The organism is Zobellia roscoffensis, from assembly GCF_015330165.1.
Taxonomy (GTDB): Bacteria; Bacteroidota; Bacteroidia; order Flavobacteriales; family Flavobacteriaceae; genus Zobellia; species Zobellia roscoffensis.
Window position 1 is genome coordinate 2,808,816 of sequence record NZ_JADDXT010000002.1, and the last position, 20,015, is coordinate 2,828,830.

Below are 20,015 nucleotides of genomic sequence, written 5' to 3' on the forward strand. Positions count from 1 at the left end.
ACTGATTATGCTTTATATTATTGCTCTGGTCTGTGCCCTTACATTTATTATTTTGGGTATTGTTCGTTGGAAGATTCATCCATTTTTTGTGCTGCTATTGGCGGCTATCGGTTATGGATTCATAACAGGAATGAGCGTAGAGGCTATAATTGATTCGGTCAACAATGGCTTCGGAAGTATAATGGGGAAAATTGGCCTGATTATTTTCTTTGGAGTCGCCATAGGTACCGTTCTGGAAAAATCAGGTGGGGCTATGGTGATTGCTACACGTATGATCAATCTTATAGGTGAAAAATCAATTCACTTGGCAATGATGCTAACAGGGTATTTGCTTTCCATTCCCGTTTTCGCAGATAGTGCTTTTATTATCATGAATTCGTTGAACAAGGCACTTTCAGAAAAAGCAAAGGTGTCTTATGCAGGTACGACCGCAGCTTTGGCTTTAGGCCTTACGGCTACACATGTAATGGTACCACCAACCCCAGGGCCTATTGCCGCGGCTGGGATTCTAAATGCCGAATTGGGTAGTGTAATTTTATGGGGATTAATTATAAGTTCATTGTCACTGGTTAGTTGCTATATTTTTGCAACCAAAATAGCATCCAAGGTAGATGTGCCAATTCGTATGGAAGTTGCTCCAGATGTAGTACATCGGCCAAAATTGTCACTTTCTTTATTGTGTATTATAGTACCCATCATTTTAATCGTTTTAAAATCGGTATTTGATTACCCAGAACTCCATATGACTAGGTTACCTATGTATCCTGTCGTTGCTTTTTTAGGTACGCCTGTAATAGCACTTTTGATCGGTGTTATATTGTCCTTGCTTTTGCCTGAGAAGTTGGATGAGCAAGTATATTCAGCAACAGGCTGGTTGGGTGATTCGTTACGTATTGCGGCACCCATTATTTTAATTACTGGCGCTGGAGGTATTTTTGGGGCTATGCTTCAGAATTCAGGCTTTGCAGACCTGATTACTGAAAGCTTTTCAGGAATGTCCATTGGTCTGTTTTTTCCATTTTTATTGGCGGCTTGTTTAAAGACTACGCAAGGTTCCTCTACAGTGGCGTTGATAACCACGGCTTCTATTGTGGCTCCTATGATGCCGGCTCTTGGTCTGGATGAAACCTTTATGAAGACCATGACTGTTTTGGCTATTGGGGCGGGTTCTACAGTAGTGTCTCATGCCAATGATAGTTTCTTTTGGGTGTTCACGCAATTAACGGGCATGGACGTCAAACAAGGAAACCAGATACAAACTGTGGGGACTCTAATTTTGGGCACATCTGCCATGACGTTGATATTTTGTATTTCAAAAATTATGAGTTGAATTTTAATCCACACTATCTCCTAAATAAAATGGTTATGCGTAAGTTTTTAATTTTCATAGTGTTGGTGGGTCTATATTCTCCGATAGCTTCGCAAGAAAAAAAACATCAATTTACTGTCGAAATCCTAGATGATGAAGCATTACAACTTATTGATACCGATGCTGAAATTAAAGTTATAGGAAGTGGCTTTACTTGGACGGAAGGTCCATTGTGGATTGCTGATGGTGATTACCTTTTATTTTCGGATATACCAAATAATATCGTTTTTAAGATTGATGCTTTGGGGAATACAAGTGAATACTTAAAACCGTCAGGCTATTTGGGGAAAAGTGGTTACGGAGCGGAGCCCGGTTCTAATGGATTGTTATTAAGTCCGGAAGGAAAATTAATTTTGATGCAGCATGGAGAAAGACGAGTAGCACAAATGACAGCTGATTTAGGTGCACCTAAAGCGGAGTATGTTGCTCTTGCGGATTCATTCAAAGGAAAACGATTCAATAGCCCTAATGATGGGGTTTTTGATGCCGATGGTAATCTGTACTTCACAGACCCTCCGTACGGGCTTCCTAAACAAATGGAAGATTCAAACAAGGAGTTGGATTACCAAGGTGTATACTGTTTAAAGACCTCAGGAGAGGTGGTTTTGGTAGATAAATTGTCTAGACCTAATGGTGTGGCGCTTAGTAATGATGGTTCTAAATTGTACGTAGCGGTTTCCAATCCTGAACATGCCGTATGGTACCAATATGATATTTTCGATGCAGGCACTGCAGATAATAAAAAGTTGTTTAATGATGTAACCAACTTAATAGGACAAGATGGTCAGCAAGGTTTGCCAGATGGTATGAAAATGCACAGTAAAGGATATTTGTTCGCCACAGGTCCTGGTGGAGTTTGGGTATTCAATGAAACAGGAAAAGCATTGGCGCGAATTAATACAGGTGAGAAAACGGCCAATTGTGCTTTTGGAAAAGATGAGAAAGTACTCTATTTGACCGCTGATGATTATATCATGACCGTTTCACTTAAATAAAGTCCTGTTCTAGGAAAAGAAAAACCCCCACAGCGTGCTATGGGGATTTTGATTTGTGGACTTCTGTTTAAACAATAGCGTTTACCTTGTTGGCCCATTTTTCTGCCGTTTGTAACTCTCCATTTAATTGCAAGTTATTTTGATAGTTAAAAAGTTCAAAAACGACATCCTTACTGGCCGATGGACTCGTATTGAAGATGAGCTCAATTCGCTCAACAGTCTGTTCTACTTTTCCGTTTTTACGAACGGATTTACCTATTTTAGAAACCTTGCAGTTTTTTACATCTTTTAGATTAACGGATAATTTTTCTGTAGCGCCTTTTTCTTCTTTATAGAAAAAAACAGCTTTTTTATTGGTGTCCATTCCTATTATAAAATCGCCAACATATTCATGTTCATGTATCTTGCAATTGTCTTGGTCTGCAAAATTACTCAACGAGCGGAGCATTGCTTTTTCTTTTTTCTTAACGCTTCTGGTAACCAGTACAAAAGGGGCTACACATATTACTACTGATACGGCCCCAATAAGGGTTGTGCCTAAATCTAAATCCATTTTTTAAGTTTTTAAATTGATAAATGGGGCAATGCATTTTTGCAAGCCCAATGGTAGGTGCCAAATACGAGATTTGACGCTATTTACTTAAAAATGAATTTACCAGAAATAATGAAAGGGGAATATAATATCTGTTCTTCGCTTAGAAATAAGAAGATTTTGCGAAAAACGAGTGTACTGCGCCAGTTTACTTTCAAAGGTACGCTCGCTAGTTTTTTGTGTTCCCCAAAGCTTGTCTGAGCCTTCAAACTGATTTGAAGTGTTGCTAGAAGGGCTGTCTATCAAAGTTTCTGACTCGGAAGTATGACAGTATAATTTAGCTGTTACCGCAGAAACTGATTCTTTCTGCGAATGCTCATGGCTTTCTATAGTAAGATTTTGGTCAGGATTTATGCCCATGCCAACGGCACAGCAATAAATTGCTGTAAGCAAGAATAAGCTAAATATCTTTCTAACCGAATTCATAGGGCAAAGGTAGAATTATATTGAATTGTAAGTGCTAAAATTATGTTATTGATTTAGACATTCTTGAACCTCGTTAAGTCCTTCTTCATTGTCCGAAAGAACAACCAAAGTATCACCAGCTTCAATAATTGTAGACCCATTAGGCGTAATGTAAACGTCTTTACGCTTGATCATCGCAATAATAGCATTCTTAGGAAAACTTAGGTCAACAATTTTTTTATTTACCGCAAAACACTTAGGTGTAATAACAACCTCTTTCATTACAGCTTTGGGTATTTCGGCAAGAAACTTTTCATTTTCATAAATACGTTTTGCTTTTTCGGGTAGCCCCACATTTAGCCATTTGGCCACTATGGTCAACGTAGTACCTTGTATAAGAACAGAAGAAACGGAGATGAAGAAAACGATGTTAAAGATAATGTTGGCTTTGTCAATACCGGCCAATAGGGGATAGGTGGCAAACACAATAGGCGAAGCCCCACGAAGGCCAACCCAAGAAATATAGAACCGTCTGCGCAGTTTCATCTTAAACCACATGAGACTAATAAACACTCCAATAGGGCGTGCCACAAAAATCAAGAATAAGGAAATAAGTAGACCAATACCCATGTATGGTATTACGTGACTAGGGAAAACCAAAAGTCCTAGTGTTAGGAAGAGTACAATTTGCATTAACCAAGCTAAACCATCAAACATTCTAAAGATGGTCTTTTTATGAATCAAATCTTGGTTACCCAAATAAACGGCACAGATATAGATGGCAAGGAAGCCGTTACCCCCAATAAAATCTGTTGCAGAAAAGGTAATGAACATTAAAGTAATTACCAGTACAGGGTAAAGTCCTTCAAAATCTAGTTTAATCTTATTAATAACCAATTTACTTAATTTACCAAAACCAAAACCTGCTGCTCCACCCAGTATCATTTGTTGTAAAAAGAGAGGTATAATAGATGTTATTCCCTGGTCTTGGTTCACGACTAAAGAAAGAAAAGCAATGGTGAGTACATAGGCCATAGGGTCATTACTACCGCTTTCTAATTCTAGGGTGGGTCTAAGATTGGTTTTAAGAGCCAAGCTTTTTCCTCTTAAAATGGAGAATACGGCAGCGGCATCTGTTGAAGAAACAATGGAACCCAATAATAGACTTTCATAAATTGTAAAGTCGGTTACGAAATGGACGAAAACACCCAATGAGACTGCTGTGAGCAAAACACCAAGAGTAGAAAGCAGAATACCTTCTTTAAGAATAGGTTTTACGGCAGGCCAACTCGTATCTAATCCGCCGGAGAACAATATGAAATTAAGGGAGACCACACCAATGAATTGGGCCATTTTTGGGTCATCAAATAAAATACCACCAATGCCTTCAGAACCGGCCAACATGCCTATTCCAAGGAAAAGTAAAAGTGTAGGAACCCCAAATTTATAGGATGTCTTACCTACGACTATGCTAATGAACAACAGTAAAGAGCCAATTAAGACAATATTTTCAATAGTGAGATTCATTCCTTTTGCGTCCTTAAAAAATATCTGTGCAAGATATCGTTTCTAGGTAAGGTAATCAATCAAAACGAAGATGGAGTTTATGGTTTAAGCGAATAAATACCATTTTAAGCGGAAATAAAAAAAATACCATCAATATCAGGGCGTAAAACACGGTTGACGCTGATAATGATGGTATTCTTAAATAAACTGTTAAGCGAATTTTTCTTCCTTTTTATAATACTTTTTCTTCAACCAAAAGGAAACCCGAACAAGTAAAATTAAAGCAGGAACTTCTACTAGTGGTCCTATGACCCCGGCAAAAGCTTGCCCAGAATTCAGCCCAAAGACCGCAATAGCTACGGCAATAGCAAGTTCAAAATTATTTCCGGCAGCAGTAAATGCTACTGAGGTAGTTTTATCATACTCTGAACCGGTAGCTTTTGTAACAAAGAAGCCAATTAGGAACATCAAGGCAAAATAGATAAGTAACGGTACGGCAATAATCAGAACATCCATAGGGATTTCAACAATCATTTCTCCTTTTAATGAAAACATGACCACAATGGTAAATAATAGCGCAATCAGTGTCATTGGAGAAATAGTGGGAATGAACTTTTGGGTGTACCATTCTTCGCCCTTTAACCTTACCAATATCACCCTACTTAAAATTCCCAATAGAAAGGGTAAACCTAAATAGATGGCTACACTTTCAGCAATAGTAGCAATGGAAATATCTACAATTGCACCTTCAAAGCCAAAGTATGGAGGTAATACGGTTATAAAGATATAGGCGTAAAAGCTATAGGCAAAGACCTGAAAAATGCTATTTAAAGCTACAAGACCTGCGCCGTATTCACTACTGCCTTCTGCAAGGTCATTCCAAACCAAGACCATGGCAATACAACGAGCAAGCCCAATTAAAATTAGACCCACCATATATTCAGGGTAATCTTGTAGAAACGTAATGGCCAATAAAAACATGAGTACAGGACCAATAACCCAATTGAGCACTAACGAAATGGATAGAATCTTTACGTTTTTGAAAACTTTGGGCAGCAATGCATAGTTCACTTTGGCCAGTGGCGGGTACATCATCAAAATTAGACCTATGGCTATAGGTATGTTCGTAGTTCCACTACTTGCGGAATTTATAAGTTCCGGCAACTGGGGTGCAAAATTGCCAATGGCAACCCCCAGTATCATGGCTATAAATATCCATAGGGTTAGGTAACTATCTAAAAAACTTAACTTTTTGGGCATTTTCTATGAGTTTATTTTAGAGAAAACAAAATATAGCTCTGTAGCAATTTGAATACTTCGCTCATTGTATTTTTCTGCTTGTTGCGGTGTGTTGTCAAAAGCTTTTGGGTCTTCAAAAGTAATAGGAATACGTTTTTCCGCTCCAGCAATAAAAGGACAACCGCCATCTGCCTGGCTACAGGTCATAATTGCAGCAAAACCTGATTTTGGATTAAAATCATCATCCAACGTTTTAGAAAAACAAATAACCGGATGTTCGTTCTCAGCATATTTAATACTGTAAACCGGGTTTTTGTCTTCAGAACGTTTAACAACTTCAAAACCGGTATTCTTAAGCGTTTCCGCAGCCATGGGGAATAATGCCGTAGCTTCCGTTCCTCCAGAATAACAGAAAACGTTCTTTATATTAAAGTGATATGCCATTGCCTGGGCCCAAACTTGTGAAAGGTGACTTCTACGTGAGTTATGGGTGCAAATAAAATTTAGTCTAATTTCCTCATTTGCTGTCACCTTTTCTTGAATAAAGTCAATTAAGGGCTGCAATGTTTCTTGTCGCTCCGCAGATATAGAGTCGGTTTGCAGAGAAGTAATAGTGTTCTCAATCTTTTCAAAAGTGCGCATTTGTACTGTTTTAGGTATCATAATCTATGTTTTTAACAACAACCACTTTTTGGGTCACATGAACTTCCTTGGCTTAAACTCGAAAATTGTAATTTTGGCTTCTCGGCAGGAATACCACAGTTGTCTTTGGCCAAACAATCTGTTTGTTTGGTAGTTAACAGAAAGTTGGTTCCGTCAAAATCCAATCCAAATTTACCGATAGTGTCTCCTTGGTATTCCACTTCAATTTCCAAATCGCCAATACCTAAGATTTTTTCAGAAAGCTCTATAATATGGACTAATTTCTCTGGGTGTAATCTATGGTCGTAGTCATCTGCATTCCAAAGTTGAAAGTTTACAACCTCTTCATTTCTAACCGTACCACCACAATCAATAAAGTTCTTGGTGATTTTACCCACCTCCGTTACATGAAAATGGTTAGGTACTAACTCTCCGTTAGGTAATTGAAATGCTATTTTGTCTAATTTTGAAAGCTCTGATTTAATCTGTGATAATTTCATAACTATATATTAATTGTAATTTTACGATAAATAATTTCAAATTTTTTTAGCAACAATCGGATTTGGATATATCTTGATCCAAGAACTCAAACATTACGTTTTTCATTTTAGTCCAATTTTCCTTATGAATACAATAACAAACACTGGTGCCTTCGACCGTACCCTGTATAAGTCCTAAATTTTTAAGTTCTTTTAAATGTTGAGAAATTGTAGGCTGTGCTAGACCTATTTCATTAACCAAATCTCCGCAAACGCATGTATCTATTTTAAACAGATGCTGTAAAATAGAAACTCTTGCCGGGTGCCCAAAGACTTTTGCATATAGTGCAATTTCGTTTTGAACGTCTGAAAATATTTCGGTTTTGGCAAGTCCCATTTTTTTGCTTGTTTAGTACATTGCAATATTACGATTAATATTTGACTTAACGAATTTAATAACCAATTAACTGTAGATTTGGAGATTAGTTGATTGGTTATGAGTAAGTTGAATTTTGGTTTTTAGCTGGAAGGAGACTGTTTTTCCCGCTATAATTTCAGCAAACAGTTTAGCCGTAGTGAATTTCCCTTATCATCATCCGTAACTAAAGCAACTTCAAACTTGTTGTGAGCTATTTTGTTGGCTACTGTCACCGATTCTACTTTTAGGGGTTCATCTGAATTGGGAATAGGGGCCACCCTATATTGTTTTGAAAAAGTACCGTTAACTATTGGGATTACTCCAATGAAACTCCCTGCTATTTCTCCATCGTTATAGGCTGTACCCGTTTTTTCTACCGAAGCGGTAAAGATTACCAAATTCTCATCTTCTAGAATAGTGGCACCTGAAAATCCGGATTGATACCCATCTATCTTTGGCAATTCATAAGCCATGGTCGTAAATGCAGGAAAAGGTTTCCTGTTTTCTAGAAAATCAAGTAAATCGGAATAAACAAAATTGAAAATCACATTTTTTCCTCGATTAAAAAGGTAAATATTTTTATGATATAGAGCTACACCTTCAATATTTAAATGCGCGTCTTTAAGAATACTATGTTTTCTTAAGTTATCATAGAATTCAGTAATTTGATAGGTTTTTATGCTCACACTATCTTTGGTGTAAATATGTAAAAAAATATCTCGTTCTGGCGATTTTGCTCCTGATCCAAAGGCAAGTATTTCATTGTTGTTTATAGTTTCCAAAGCTTCAAAATCTGGTTTTTTAACTTTGTCAAGTCGGTTTCCCTCTAATAATGCGGTGGAATAAATTGCTGTCTTATTTAATATTTCTCCGTCACCCTTTACTTCAAATAGGTACGGGGAGTCGTCGCCTACTACATAAAAACTATCACCAGATTTTGTAATGCCAGAAGCACTAGGAACGTCTTGTAATAATTGAGTATTGATAACTTGAAGTTTTAACGGCTGTCTATTACATGTGGATGCAAGAGTTAGAAATAATGAGATTATGAGAAGTTTCATTTAAACAAAGTGTTTTTTTTGATACGAAGTATTAATGCTATTGCTGCTCGTTGATACTGTCTGTAAACTGGATTTTATTTTGGAGGGCAAATCTAAGGTCAATTAATGAAAGAATATTCTAGTTAGTAAAGGTTTAACAGGATGTTTTCTTTCAAATGACTTTTAGGTTTATAAGCTGAAATTTAAAAACTTAGGAGTTTGTTTTATTGATAGTATAGAGCATTAATTCAATAGTGTCACCCGGTAAGGTGATCGTTTCTTTGGATTCAAGACCCAATTTGGATAGTAGTTTTTGGGAAGAAATGTTGTCCTTTGAGGTAATAGCACATAATTTTTCTAGTTGAAATGTGGAGAATGCCATTTCTTTTAACTTGAGTGCAGCTTCAAACGCATACCCTTTTTTTGCATATTCCGGTAGCAGAGCGTAACCTATATCAATGTTAGATAATCCTTCTCTATCATATAGGCCGCAAGAACCAATTTTAGCCCTATCTGATTTACGGATAATTGTATAGTTGCCAAAACCTAGTCTTTTGAATTGAGGTATTATTTTAGTGTTAATGTAGGCTTCAGCATGTGCCTTACTGTATATTTTTCTATCACCAATATAGTCAAGCCAATTAGGTGAGTTTAGTAGTTGATATATAAAATCGGCATCGTCTTGTGATGTAGCTCTTAATTCTAATCTGTCAGTATAAAAAGTTTCCAAATACATTGTCGTAGGAATATATTTTTTTATTTGTGGGCAATCAAATAATTTGATTGCCTATTTTCTTATATACCAGACCGTTTATCGAAAAGAGCTTATGTTAGGGACTCCATGCCAACTTTAATACGGTTTTTTACGTATAATGTATGAGGCTAATTTTTTTGAAAAATTAGTCTTGACCAAAACCAAGTAAGTCTTTAATACAAAGCAATGTCTAAAAATAGTAAAATAGAGAATAGAGGAGGGGTAATAATTATAATACTTGTGGCAATGTTGGCTGTAATGAAAGTGGTTAACAGCAACTTAGAAGAAAAGATAGCAAGAGCTAATTACAAGCATGTAAGTTATTCTAGTTGGTACAATGCAAAAAGTATTAAACAAATATTAAAAGAAAATCAGCGAGATTATTTAGAATCGTTACGTGGTACAGGATTAGTGGCAGAAGATAAGCTAGAGCAGTTAGATTTTAGAATAGATGTGACCGATGACCTTATCCGCAAGTATGAGGAAGAAAAGACTGAAATTTTATTAGGATCCAATAATATAGCACGTTCCGCATGGTCTCAAGATTTAAATGGTGAAATGGGTAAAATAGTAGGTCTACGGGCTTGGGAGGATATTGGTCTTAAAACCAGAAGTTTGGTTACACAAATAGATATTGGTATCCTATTTCTTCAGATTAGTATTTTATTTGGTGTTTTGGGGCTTATTATTAATGAAAATAGAAAACTACAACAGGTTTTTACCTTGTTTATGATAGGTGTTGGCTTTATAGGCCTGGCAGTTTGTTTTTATGGATACTACGCAATTCTATAGGTTAAATTTTAAATTACCACCAAGACGTATCATTATCATCCTTAAGCGAACATAATTCTCCCAATTTGGGAAAAGCAACGTCCAACCCTTTTTCTTGAGCGGCAATTTTGAAATTTTCCGCAGGTTCCCTCCAATCGTGTTGTGCCAATGCAAAACCGGCCCAATGTACCGGCATAGCTTTTTTAGCCTTGGCATCTATTGCGGCTTGAACGCTTTCTTCAGGATACATATGTATTTGATGCCATTTCTCGTTATACTGGCCATCTTCCATAAAGCCAAAATCAAATGGCCCTAATTTCTCTCCAATTTCTTTGAAGTGTTTCCCATAACCACCATCTCCACTAAACCAGATATTATGGTTTTGTGTTTTGAAGGTCCACCCTCCCCAAAGTGATTTTGCCCTATCGGTTAGGCCACGACCAGAGAAATGCCTACTGGGGGTGAAGGTAATTTTTATGTCCGAATAGGTAGCATCATTCCACCAGTCAAATTCGGTAATTAATTCAGGGTCTATTCCCCAACCGACCAAGTGGCGTTTTACTCCCAAAGCCACAAAGTATTCTTTTGTTTTGCTTTTTAATTTTTCGATGCTGTCATAATCAAGATGGTCATAATGGTCATGGCTAATTAGCATAAGGTCTATCTCAGGAAAATCATCGATTAAATTTAATGTGTTCTCCGAAAAGCGTTTGGTTTTGAAAGGTGCTATTGGCGATGCATTGGGGCCTAGCATAGGGTCTATCAAAATGGTTCTACCGCCCATACGCATTAATACAACCGAGTGTCCGTACCAGATGTATTTGAATTCAATATCATCTGATAAAAAAGCTGCCTTATCAAAAGGAACTACAGGTAAAGGCTTTGCAGGTTCTCTTTTTTCCTTATCTGTAAATTGCTTGTACAGGAGTTTAGGAATCTCCCAAAAGTTAATAGACATGGTAGTTTCTTCAAGATTAAGAAACTTGCCTTTTTTCCAATTGTTGGATTGGCTGTAAAGTGTAATGTCGGAATCCGTTAATTTTGCTCCGAACTGTTTTTTAAAGTTTTTCATTTGAACGTTATGCCTTATGAAGTGCAAAGGTAAACCATTACCAGTGGGACGAGGCTGACTTCATTCAAAAAAAACTGGGAAGCGGTTTTAGGTAAGGATACTATTTATGAGCTATTAGTTGACCATAAAAAGGGCGTTGGCAAAGAAGAGTTTTCCATTTTCCCAGAAACCTCTGAACAAAGGGTTGTCAACAAAATAAACCAATTGACCTTTCCCATATTTTTCAACACCAAAAACCAAGGTTTCACCAATCTTAGCTTGGGCGTCGCTACCTGCAAATCCTGATGCAGGAATAGTACTATCTATATCTAGATATGCCACAGTTCCTGTTTCAAGATAGTTGTAAGCGGTGCCACCTAATTTTAAACTAAAATACGAATCATCGTATCCATATGCCAATGGGTGTGTGCGGTCTACTTTGGTCTTGAAAATAGCACCCGTAATTTCATTTCTAATTTGGTCACGTTGGTTGTGGTCGTAAATAGGAACAATAGCGGTACTATCCGTGTCGCTTTTTTTCGTTTTTAATTGAAACTTATCTTCTTTAGAAAGTGTTTTTAAGGCACCACCCAGAGATATTAATTTTCCTCCTTCATTAAGCCAATCTTTGAGTTCTCTCATTCTGCTCTCATTGAGAAATTTATTATAATTACCATCTGGTAGAATAAGTATGTCATATTTAGAAAGGTCGATGTTTTTGAAATAATCGGAGTCCAATATAGTAAGAGGGTACTCTAATTGCTGTTCAAAGAAATGCCAGATTTCACCAAAATTTAAGGTAGAAGTGGGTTTGCCCGAGAGCAAAGCAATTTTTACCTGCTCTATTGGTTGCACGGAGTGAGAGCCAAAATCTTTTCCATCTTCAACAAAACCGGTGTTGGTAGAGTTTAAAACCTGTTTGTGTTTAGAAGCTATAGTGGAAAGGGTATTTAAGAAATCGGGTGTATTTTTATTATCTGCTTTTGTAATTATAAGTGTACCGTGATCATATGAAATTCCATCTAGGACAAATGGTTTCTTTGCATGCCTAGTTTTAATGTTCTTTTTAAGAAGGTCCGCCAAAAATTGGGCATCGCTAAAGCTTTTCCATTCAGTAATAAAGGCATAGGCATTTGTAGTATAATCACTAGGTTTAGAAGTAGCCTGAATTATTTTTCCTGAATCTAAATTAGCATTAACTTTTGTTTCCGAAGCAATAGCATCAAGTCCGTATGCGTAGGGTAGGGACCAAGCGGTAATATCATAAGTTAAAGAATCTGTAAGTTTAGTACTGGGTTCAAATAGTACTTTTACCAGTGTTCCTTTTTTCTGGTCAGTATCTATGACTAAACTATGGTCAGTGGTTTTCATCTGGCCATTTTTTCCAGTATTGTAATTAAAGCCCTTGGCAGTTTTGGCAGTTGCCCACCCATACTCAATTTCATGTGCTTTTAATAATTGGGTCAAAGCATTTAACTTATTGCTATTGCCGTTTAAGACATAGCTTTTGTATTTATAGTTTTTAGGACGATAGAATTTTTTGAACTCTTCGTTTAACTTTACTGCATTTTGTGACGAAACCTCAAGGGTAGAGAGCCCTGTGGTGTGGTGGTGTAGAATTCTGTCCTGTAAAGTAAGGGTATCGCCAATACTGGTAATAACGCCTAAACCGGCATTACCACTACCGCCTTGTTCGTAGGTCATGCCAATACTACCATTATAGGTAGGGTAGGTGTCGCCATAGCTGGGATAGAGTAAATCAAAAACTTCTTTTGTAAAATAGAACCAACCGTTGGCATCAAAATACTTTGCATGGTTTTTACCAACCGTGGTTTGAAAGTCTCTTTGAAAATCTGTGATAACTTCGTGAAAAGGTTCTGCTGCAGGTGCAAAATAATATGGGTTATCTACACCTTGCTCATGAAAATCTACATGTACGTGCGGCAACCATTTGTTATATTTTTTAATTCGTTGTTGACTTTCAACTTGTGTTAGCCATGCCCAATCTCTGTTTAAATCGAACATATAATGGTTAGGTCTTCCGTTTAACCATGGTTCATGGTGTTCTTTACTGTTCGGGTCTACTGTATTTGGTGCGTTTTTATATTGATAGTACCAGTTTACGTAGCGCTCACGTCCATCAGGATTTACGCAAGGGTCTATAATTACAACCGTATTTTTAAGATAATCGGTTTGTTCGGTTAGAAGTTCATAAACTGTCTTCATAGAGGCTTCGGTACTCACACTTTCATTACCATGTACATTATAGCTCATCCAAACAATTGCAATGGTAGGGCTGCCTTCACCATCTGTATTTTTTAGATGTTCTAAGCGAATCTTTTCAAGTTTTTTTATGTTTTCAGCCGAAGAAATATACGCTAGGGCCAATGGTCTACCTTCGTTAGTTTGCCCGTAATATTCTAGTTGAACGTTTTCTGATGCCGATTCTGAAAGATGTGTATAATAATCTATTACGCGGTGGTGACGGGTAAATTGAGTGCCAAGGTCGTAACCAAGAAATTCAGAAGGCGATTTTAATTCTTGTGCTGAAATGGATAGGCAAATGCAAAGAGCAAAAAAAGATGCTAATAACTTCATATGTAAGGTATTTCCTTGGGCTACTTCCAAAGCTACTGATTATTACTTAATAAAGGATTGGATTTTCCTTTACCGGTACGAAAATTAGGTTGAAGTAATTAACGTATTTTTAGGAAGTCGCATAGACGAAGAGTTTTATATTTACACCCTTATGGAAATTGATTGTTTACCCTTTTACAAAACCGGCTATTTTTCAGAATTTATTTGCGATTATCTTGCCGAAGAACCGCAAGTGCAGAACTTTTATAATAGGTTTCCGGACCTTAAGAATTTTGAAGCGCAAATAGCTGAAAAGGCTACCAGTTTTCCTGATGAAAATAGAGAAATTCTTTATGATGCATTGCAATTGCAATACAAGGGGTTTGAGGTTAGTAATGAAACCCAAACACACCTTAAGAAACTTAAAGAACCTATCACTTTTACTATTGTTACAGGGCATCAACTGAATCTATTTACTGGGCCATTATATTTTTTATATAAAATAGTTTCTACTATAAACCTGACCAAAGAACTCAAAAAAGCGTATCCAAAATATAATTTTGTACCGGTATATTGGATGGCCACGGAAGACCATGATTTTGAGGAGATCAACTATTTTAATTTCCGTGGAAAAAAGTTAAAATGGAACAAAGTTGCATCTGGTGCGGTGGGGCATATAGATACGAAAGGACTTGATGAAATTTTTGAAGCTTTTTCAAATCAAATAGGAAATAGTACAAATGCCATTGCGTTAAAGCAACTGTTTGAAAAATCATATTTAGAGCATGATAATTTAGCCGATGCTACCCGATATTTGGCAAATGAGCTTTTTGGTTCAGAAGGCTTGGTGATTGTAGATGGTGATGATAAGAGTTTAAAAAGTCTTTTAGTCCCTTATGCCGAGAAAGATATTTTTGACCAACTAGCATACAAAAAGGTTTCTGAGACAGTAACGAAGTTTGACGAACTTGAGCAAAAGTATAATGTGCAGGTCAATCCGCGTGAAATCAACTATTTTTATTTAAAAGATGGTCTTCGAGAGCGAATCGTAGGGCAGGACGACACCTATTTTATAAACGATACCGAAATTCATTTTACCAAAGAAGAACTTCAGAAGGAATTGAAGGAATATCCCGAACGATTTTCCCCCAACGTAATTGCAAGACCGTTGTATCAAGAAGTTATCTTACCTAATCTATGTTATATAGGTGGAGGTGGCGAAATAGCTTATTGGTTGGAGTTGAAAGCCATGTTCGAGGCTATGCAAGTACCTTTTCCTGTTTTATTACTTAGAAATTCGGCTTTGGTCATCACCGAAAAACAAACGGAAAAGTTAGCTAAAATGAATCTTTCTGTTGATGACCTCTTTTTAAAACAAAGTAGTTTTATCAATAAAAAGATTAGAGAAATATCTAATATAGATGTCAATTTTTCTGCTCAAAAGCAAGTTCTTGAAGAGCAGTTTAAAAGCATGTATGAGTTGGCAGAACAAACAGATGCTTCCTTTTTAGGCGCAGTGAAGGCACAAGAAGTAAAACAAAAAAAAGGTCTTGACCATCTAGAAAAAAGATTATTGCAAGCTCAAAAACGTAAGCTGAAAGATCATGTACTGCGCATGACGGAAATTCAGAACCAACTTTTTCCTAATAAATCATTGCAAGAGCGCAATGTAAATTTCTCTGAACTTTATTTGGAGTTAGGGGAGAACTTGGTTCCAATGCTTCTTGATACGTTACAACCCTTACAGCAAGAGTTTACGATTGTAAAAATGTAAAGCCGCATACCTTAATTAAGGTGTTAAAAATTCTCCTTGCCAAGATTTATTGGTTTTAGAAAAAAGCACCCTAACGTGGTTGGGCTGTTTTATTTTAAGGTATTCAATACGAGTAGGCTCAATTTGTATGGCACAGAAGTGGTTCCTGTCATTAAGGTATTCAATTTCATCTGGGGCGTTCATAGTTGTTCCTGGAGCAATATGAGTGGTGTAGTCTTTCTTATTGCCATCAGGTACATGGCTCCAATACTCTTTTAATACCTGTGGGTCCGTAATTTCTGAGGCTTTTCCTTCAATGGTAATCTGCAAAAGCTTTTCTGGGTGATAGAATAATAGACTAACCTTGTTATTTTTCTGAATTTGAGAAACTTTTGGTGAGCGTTCATCCGTATAAAACACTAAGTTTAAATTATCATTAAAGTGTCTAAAGACCACAGTACGTTGGCTTGGTACTCCTGACTGCCCTGTAGAAGCTAGGGTGAAAAACCTAAATGGGTGGCCTCTCTCGGTAATTCCTTTTCTTATTTCGGCTAGTGTTTCATCCCAAAAAATAGAAGTCATGTAAATGCTTTTGAATAAAAGTAGAAAAAACTTTTAAAAGCGGGTAGGGTATTTGGCAAGTAGAGTGTTATTAGTAAAAATGCTATGAAAACGATTTTTAATTAAACCGTTTCATGTGTTTAGGTTGGTTTTTTTGATTTTGATGAAAAGTCCGGGTTTGGTATCCCGGACTTTTACTTTTTAATAGGGTGCCTCTTGTTTCAACTCATATTCAATTACCTTTTCAGTAAGCTGATAACCAGCAAAAACACCCACAACATTTTCGCCTTCAATGTTGTTAGATGCAATACTGTACTCAACAAACGGGTTTCCGTCATTATAATCATTTAAAAAAGTAGCACGACGGTTTAAATAAAGAATTTCTTCAACATTTGTTACTTGTAGTGTTACTCTAGCAGTAACGACTTCTTCTGTATAACCAAATCCAAAAGATGAATTTTGCCTCAAAGTTTCTCCATCTCCAATAGCATCGGTCAAAAAGCTATTCAGTTCAAAATCCAATGGCCATTCATATAATTGTCCTTGCTCTTCTGTTTCTATCTTGCCACCAATTAGGTAGAAATTGTTTTTACCAATAATATCTTGAAAAGCAATGTCTAATATGTATTGTCTTGAGTACTCATTTTCAAATTCTAGAGTTATTTTCTCGGTAATCGAGTTTATTTTTTTCGGGATGGTACAACTTGAGGTAAAGTTGCTATTATTGGCAGAAACCCTCAGAAAATAAGTGCTGCCTTCAACAATATCAAACTCTGATGCATTGGCTTGATAGTTTCTTTTTTCCGAGTTATATATGAGGTTAATTTCATTATTTTGCTCATCACTTATAATGACTTCTGCATCTTTTATTGTTAATCTCTCTTTATTTGTTTCATTACTGTAATTGTCCAGTGGAGAGCCTACAGCTGGTATGGTATTGGATACGTGTATACTGAGCAAAGTGTCCGATGGTGATAGATAACCAAGTATATAGGTACTACCTTCTACATTAAGTAACTCATCGGCATCTACGGGGTCTTGACAGGCACTACACAGTAAAACGAACAATAAACTTATCTGAATATATTTATACATGGTTTAAAACTTAAAAGTGTAATTAATAGATGGTATCAGCATAAGTACAGATGTTCGTATCAATTCCTTTTCAATCGGTTTTGGGGCATAAGAGTCATAATTTTTATCTTCAATAGTGTATATAAAAGGGTTTCTTCTTGCGTAAGAATTGTAAAGTAACACTCCCCAAATACGTTCCCTATTCTTCTTTTTCTTTTTATGAAATTGGATTCCTAAATCTAACCTATGGCTTGTTTCTCCGCGAAAATTATTGCGTTGGGTGGTAAAATCTTCCGTACCAGTGAAGCTGCTATACATGTCATTGTTGAAAATGGGGAAATCTACAGCATTGGCTATACGCTGCTGGTTGGGCAAGGTGTAGTTGTTACCTGTTGATAGTACCCAAGTACCTGATAGGGTTATTTTTTCATTTGGCTTATAAATTCCTACTAATGATATATCGTGCCTACGATCATAACGGTCATAAAATTTATTACCTAGGTTTAATTCATCAAACTGACGTTCAGACCATGATAATGTATAGCCGAGCCAACCGGTTAAGGGGCCGGTCTGCTTTCTAAAAAGTATTTCTGCGCCATAGGCCCAGCCTTGTCCCGAAGTAATATTTTCTTCCCAATTAGTATTCTTGCCGGTTTCAAAGTCATCAATAGCTAAGAAAGAGGCTCCTTCTTTATAAGCAATAACATCATCTAAGGTCTTGTAATAGCCTTCAAGAGTTACGGAATAGTCTTTGTCAAAGAAATCTTTGGCAACACCAATAGCAAGCTGTTGGGAGGTCTGTGGTTTTATATTATCAGTAGATGATACCCATAAATCTGTAGGCAAACCAATACCCGAGCTAGATAAGAGATGAATGTATTGGTTCATACGAGAATAAGAGGCCTTAAACGCAAGGTCTGGCTTCATGTTATAAGATAGTGCTAACCTCGGTTCTGGGTTAATGTAATGTTTGTCTTTGTAATTGAAATAGCTGAGCCTAATACCAGGTGATAAACTTAACTTGTCGGTAAGTTTCCAATCATCTTCTACATATACAGCCCCTTCAAAAGAATTCAGTTCTTGTTCTTTATCTATGTCTGAGTTAAATTCGTCTTTGAGTAACAAGCGCTGCGGTGTAAAGTTATGTCGGGTTGCATTGGCGCCAAATCTAATAGTATGCTTGCTGTTGGGGTAATAATCAAAATCAGTCTTTAATGTGTAATCATTAATGCCTGAGCTGCTTTTGAAGAGGTATTGTTGGTCTTCAAAATCTTCTTCTATTAACAGCTTAAATTTATAGTTGCTGAAAATAAGTGAAGTGTTAGAGAAAAGCTTGTTGTTAAATTGGTGATTCCAACGAAGGGTAGAGGTGATGTTTCCCCATTGCAGTCTAGATTTATCTTTATCGCCATCATTATAAACACTGTTGTCATAGAACTTATCTTGCCCAAAGTAATTACTCCAGAACAATTTGTCTTTGGGGCTGAATATATGGTGAATCTTAAAGTTGAAATCTGTGAAATAATACCCTGTTCTATTTCCTTTCTTACTTTCTATAAAGGGACGTGCCATAATATCTGCATAGGTACGGCGTCCACTGGCTATAAAAGAGGTTTTTCCTTTATTGATAGGGCCTTCAAGTAGGGCAGAAGAGGATATAAGACCTATGTTGACTTTGCCAGATAGCTTTTCTTTATTACCATCTTTCATATCCAATTTAATAACGGAGGATAACCGTCCGCCAAATCTAGCGGGAAAACCACCTTTGAACGCTTCTACAGATTTAATGGCATCACCATTAAAGACCGAGAAAAAGCCAAAAAGGTGGTTGGAGTTGTAAACAACGGCATCATCTAAGATAATTAGGTTTTGGTCCGGTGTGCCACCACGAACAAAGAAACCGGAACTACCTTCTGAGCCGCCTTGAATACCTGGCATGAGTTGCAAAGTTTTAAGAACATCCTTTTCGCCTAACAAGGCGGGTATGTCTTGAATGTCTGCAGGTTTTATTTGAACGGTACTCATTTGGGTAACCTTGCTCTCCCTTATTCTTTCATCTGCAGTAACAACTACTTCATCAAGATTCTCAGAAGAAGGTTTTAATGCAATCGATAAAATTTTGTCTTCCATTAAATTTACTTGTCGCCTTTCACTTCCAAAACCAATGTATGAAATAATGATTTCGTGATTTCCTTCGGGAAGAGTTAAAGAGAAAAATCCATAGTCATTTGTTGTGGTGCCTAATTTTAATTCGGGTACATAAATGGAAACTCCCAAGAGATGTTCTCCGCTTCCACTTTCAGTAATGTACCCACTAATGGTATATTTTTTTTCGGCTTGATTGAGAGTTTGGTGATTGCTTTTAAAAATTAAAAGTGGTCCAATATTTTTGTGAATTCCACTTTTGGGCTTGCAAGTAGGTCTGCTCATTTTTGCTTGACCTTGATGAAATAATACAAGAAAAAATGAGGTACAGTAGATAGTTTTTTTCAAGATATGTTCGTTTTTTGATTGATGTAATCACTGCTTTTATACACTGATGAAATGTTGATGAAGCAGTAAATTCTTACGCAAGAAAGTCATAATCATTAGAGGAGGCTGTTAACGAAAAGATAAATAAAAATGAGACAAAGAAAGACACCTAATAGTGATTCGATTTTTGAAAGATAAAAATTTAAAATCCAGATTTAAGAGGGTAAATGAGCTGTATTTTATTAAAATTAACATAATTTAACATTTTGTAGGAATTTATTTAAAACATTTAAAACCAGAGTTTTATTATTTTTTAT

At 36.6% G+C, this 20,015-nt stretch carries 18 protein-coding genes; 4 read left to right on the forward strand and 14 right to left on the reverse strand.

What is annotated here, in order from left to right; genetic code table 11:
- Positions 1-7 precede the first annotated feature (7 nt).
- Both IWC72_RS11745 and IWC72_RS11750 read left to right on the forward strand, forming a co-directional pair.
- Positions 8-1,330, forward strand: coding sequence for a GntP family permease (locus tag IWC72_RS11745; protein ID WP_194529874.1), 1,323 nt, complete (start codon positions 8-10; stop codon positions 1,328-1,330).
- A gap of 35 nt (positions 1,331-1,365) precedes the next feature.
- Positions 1,366-2,364, forward strand: a complete 999-nt coding sequence (locus IWC72_RS11750) for an SMP-30/gluconolactonase/LRE family protein (RefSeq protein WP_226979547.1) — start codon at positions 1,366-1,368, stop codon at positions 2,362-2,364.
- A gap of 67 nt (positions 2,365-2,431) precedes the next feature.
- Here the strand turns inward: IWC72_RS11750 and IWC72_RS11755 are convergent, their stop codons facing one another.
- The 9 genes from IWC72_RS11755 to IWC72_RS11795 all read right to left on the reverse strand — a co-directional run bounded on the left by IWC72_RS11755 (position 2,432) and on the right by IWC72_RS11795 (position 9,421).
- Positions 2,432-2,917 carry a hypothetical protein gene (locus IWC72_RS11755; protein ID WP_194529875.1) on the reverse strand — a complete coding sequence of 162 codons (486 nt, stop codon included), beginning with the start codon at positions 2,915-2,917 and terminating at the stop codon, positions 2,432-2,434.
- Positions 2,918-3,016: 99 nt separating this feature from the next.
- Positions 3,017-3,382 carry a hypothetical protein gene (locus tag IWC72_RS11760; protein WP_194529876.1) on the reverse strand — a complete coding sequence of 122 codons (366 nt, stop codon included), beginning with the start codon at positions 3,380-3,382 and terminating at the stop codon, positions 3,017-3,019.
- Positions 3,383-3,427: 45 nt separating this feature from the next.
- Entirely contained in the window at positions 3,428-4,888 is a 1,461-nt protein-coding gene (locus IWC72_RS11765; RefSeq protein ID WP_194526388.1) for a potassium/proton antiporter, read from the reverse strand.
- A 189-nt stretch (positions 4,889-5,077) separates the two neighbouring features.
- A complete protein-coding gene (arsB, locus tag IWC72_RS11770; protein WP_194529877.1) occupies positions 5,078-6,127 on the reverse strand; it encodes an ACR3 family arsenite efflux transporter in 1,050 nt (349 codons plus the stop codon).
- A gap of 3 nt (positions 6,128-6,130) precedes the next feature.
- Positions 6,131-6,769: an arsenate-mycothiol transferase ArsC gene (locus IWC72_RS11775; protein WP_194529878.1), complete on the reverse strand. Its 639-nt coding sequence runs from the start codon at positions 6,767-6,769 to the stop codon at positions 6,131-6,133.
- Between the two features lie 11 nt (positions 6,770-6,780).
- Positions 6,781-7,248, reverse strand: a complete 468-nt coding sequence (locus tag IWC72_RS11780) for a DUF6428 family protein (RefSeq protein ID WP_194529879.1) — start codon at positions 7,246-7,248, stop codon at positions 6,781-6,783.
- Positions 7,249-7,294: 46 nt separating this feature from the next.
- On the reverse strand, positions 7,295-7,624 hold the full coding sequence (locus IWC72_RS11785; RefSeq protein ID WP_194526392.1) for an ArsR/SmtB family transcription factor: 330 nt from the start codon (positions 7,622-7,624) through the stop codon (positions 7,295-7,297).
- A 149-nt stretch (positions 7,625-7,773) separates the two neighbouring features.
- Entirely contained in the window at positions 7,774-8,706 is a 933-nt protein-coding gene (locus IWC72_RS11790; protein WP_194529880.1) for a DUF6929 family protein, read from the reverse strand.
- A 190-nt stretch (positions 8,707-8,896) separates the two neighbouring features.
- Complete coding sequence (locus IWC72_RS11795; RefSeq protein ID WP_194529881.1) at positions 8,897-9,421, reverse strand: GNAT family N-acetyltransferase; 525 nt, start codon at positions 9,419-9,421, stop codon at positions 8,897-8,899.
- A 204-nt stretch (positions 9,422-9,625) separates the two neighbouring features.
- Between IWC72_RS11795 and IWC72_RS11800 the strand changes: the two genes are divergently transcribed.
- The gene (locus IWC72_RS11800; protein WP_194529882.1) at positions 9,626-10,231 is read left to right on the forward strand and encodes a DUF4337 family protein; all 606 of its coding nucleotides are present in this window, start codon (positions 9,626-9,628) and stop codon (positions 10,229-10,231) included.
- 13 nt (positions 10,232-10,244) lie between these two features.
- Here IWC72_RS11800 and IWC72_RS11805 read toward each other — a convergent pair whose 3' ends face one another.
- Both IWC72_RS11805 and IWC72_RS11810 read right to left on the reverse strand, forming a co-directional pair.
- The gene (locus IWC72_RS11805) at positions 10,245-11,282 is read right to left on the reverse strand and encodes an MBL fold metallo-hydrolase (protein ID WP_194529883.1); all 1,038 of its coding nucleotides are present in this window, start codon (positions 11,280-11,282) and stop codon (positions 10,245-10,247) included.
- Between the two features lie 114 nt (positions 11,283-11,396).
- On the reverse strand, positions 11,397-13,859 hold the full coding sequence (locus IWC72_RS11810) for a M14 metallopeptidase family protein (RefSeq protein ID WP_194529884.1): 2,463 nt from the start codon (positions 13,857-13,859) through the stop codon (positions 11,397-11,399).
- A 151-nt stretch (positions 13,860-14,010) separates the two neighbouring features.
- Between IWC72_RS11810 and bshC the strand changes: the two genes are divergently transcribed.
- Complete coding sequence (gene bshC / locus IWC72_RS11815; protein ID WP_194529885.1) at positions 14,011-15,612, forward strand: bacillithiol biosynthesis cysteine-adding enzyme BshC; 1,602 nt, start codon at positions 14,011-14,013, stop codon at positions 15,610-15,612.
- 15 nt (positions 15,613-15,627) lie between these two features.
- Here bshC and IWC72_RS11820 read toward each other — a convergent pair whose 3' ends face one another.
- The 3 genes from IWC72_RS11820 to IWC72_RS11830 form a co-directional block, all read right to left on the reverse strand.
- Positions 15,628-16,173, reverse strand: coding sequence for a pyridoxamine 5'-phosphate oxidase family protein (locus IWC72_RS11820; RefSeq protein ID WP_194529886.1), 546 nt, complete (start codon positions 16,171-16,173; stop codon positions 15,628-15,630).
- A gap of 180 nt (positions 16,174-16,353) precedes the next feature.
- Positions 16,354-17,247, reverse strand: a complete 894-nt coding sequence (locus IWC72_RS11825; RefSeq protein ID WP_194529887.1) for a DUF4249 family protein — start codon at positions 17,245-17,247, stop codon at positions 16,354-16,356.
- 3 nt (positions 17,248-17,250) lie between these two features.
- Positions 17,251-19,656, reverse strand: a complete 2,406-nt coding sequence (locus IWC72_RS11830) for a TonB-dependent receptor (RefSeq protein WP_194529888.1) — start codon at positions 19,654-19,656, stop codon at positions 17,251-17,253.
- Positions 19,657-20,015 lie beyond the last annotated feature (359 nt).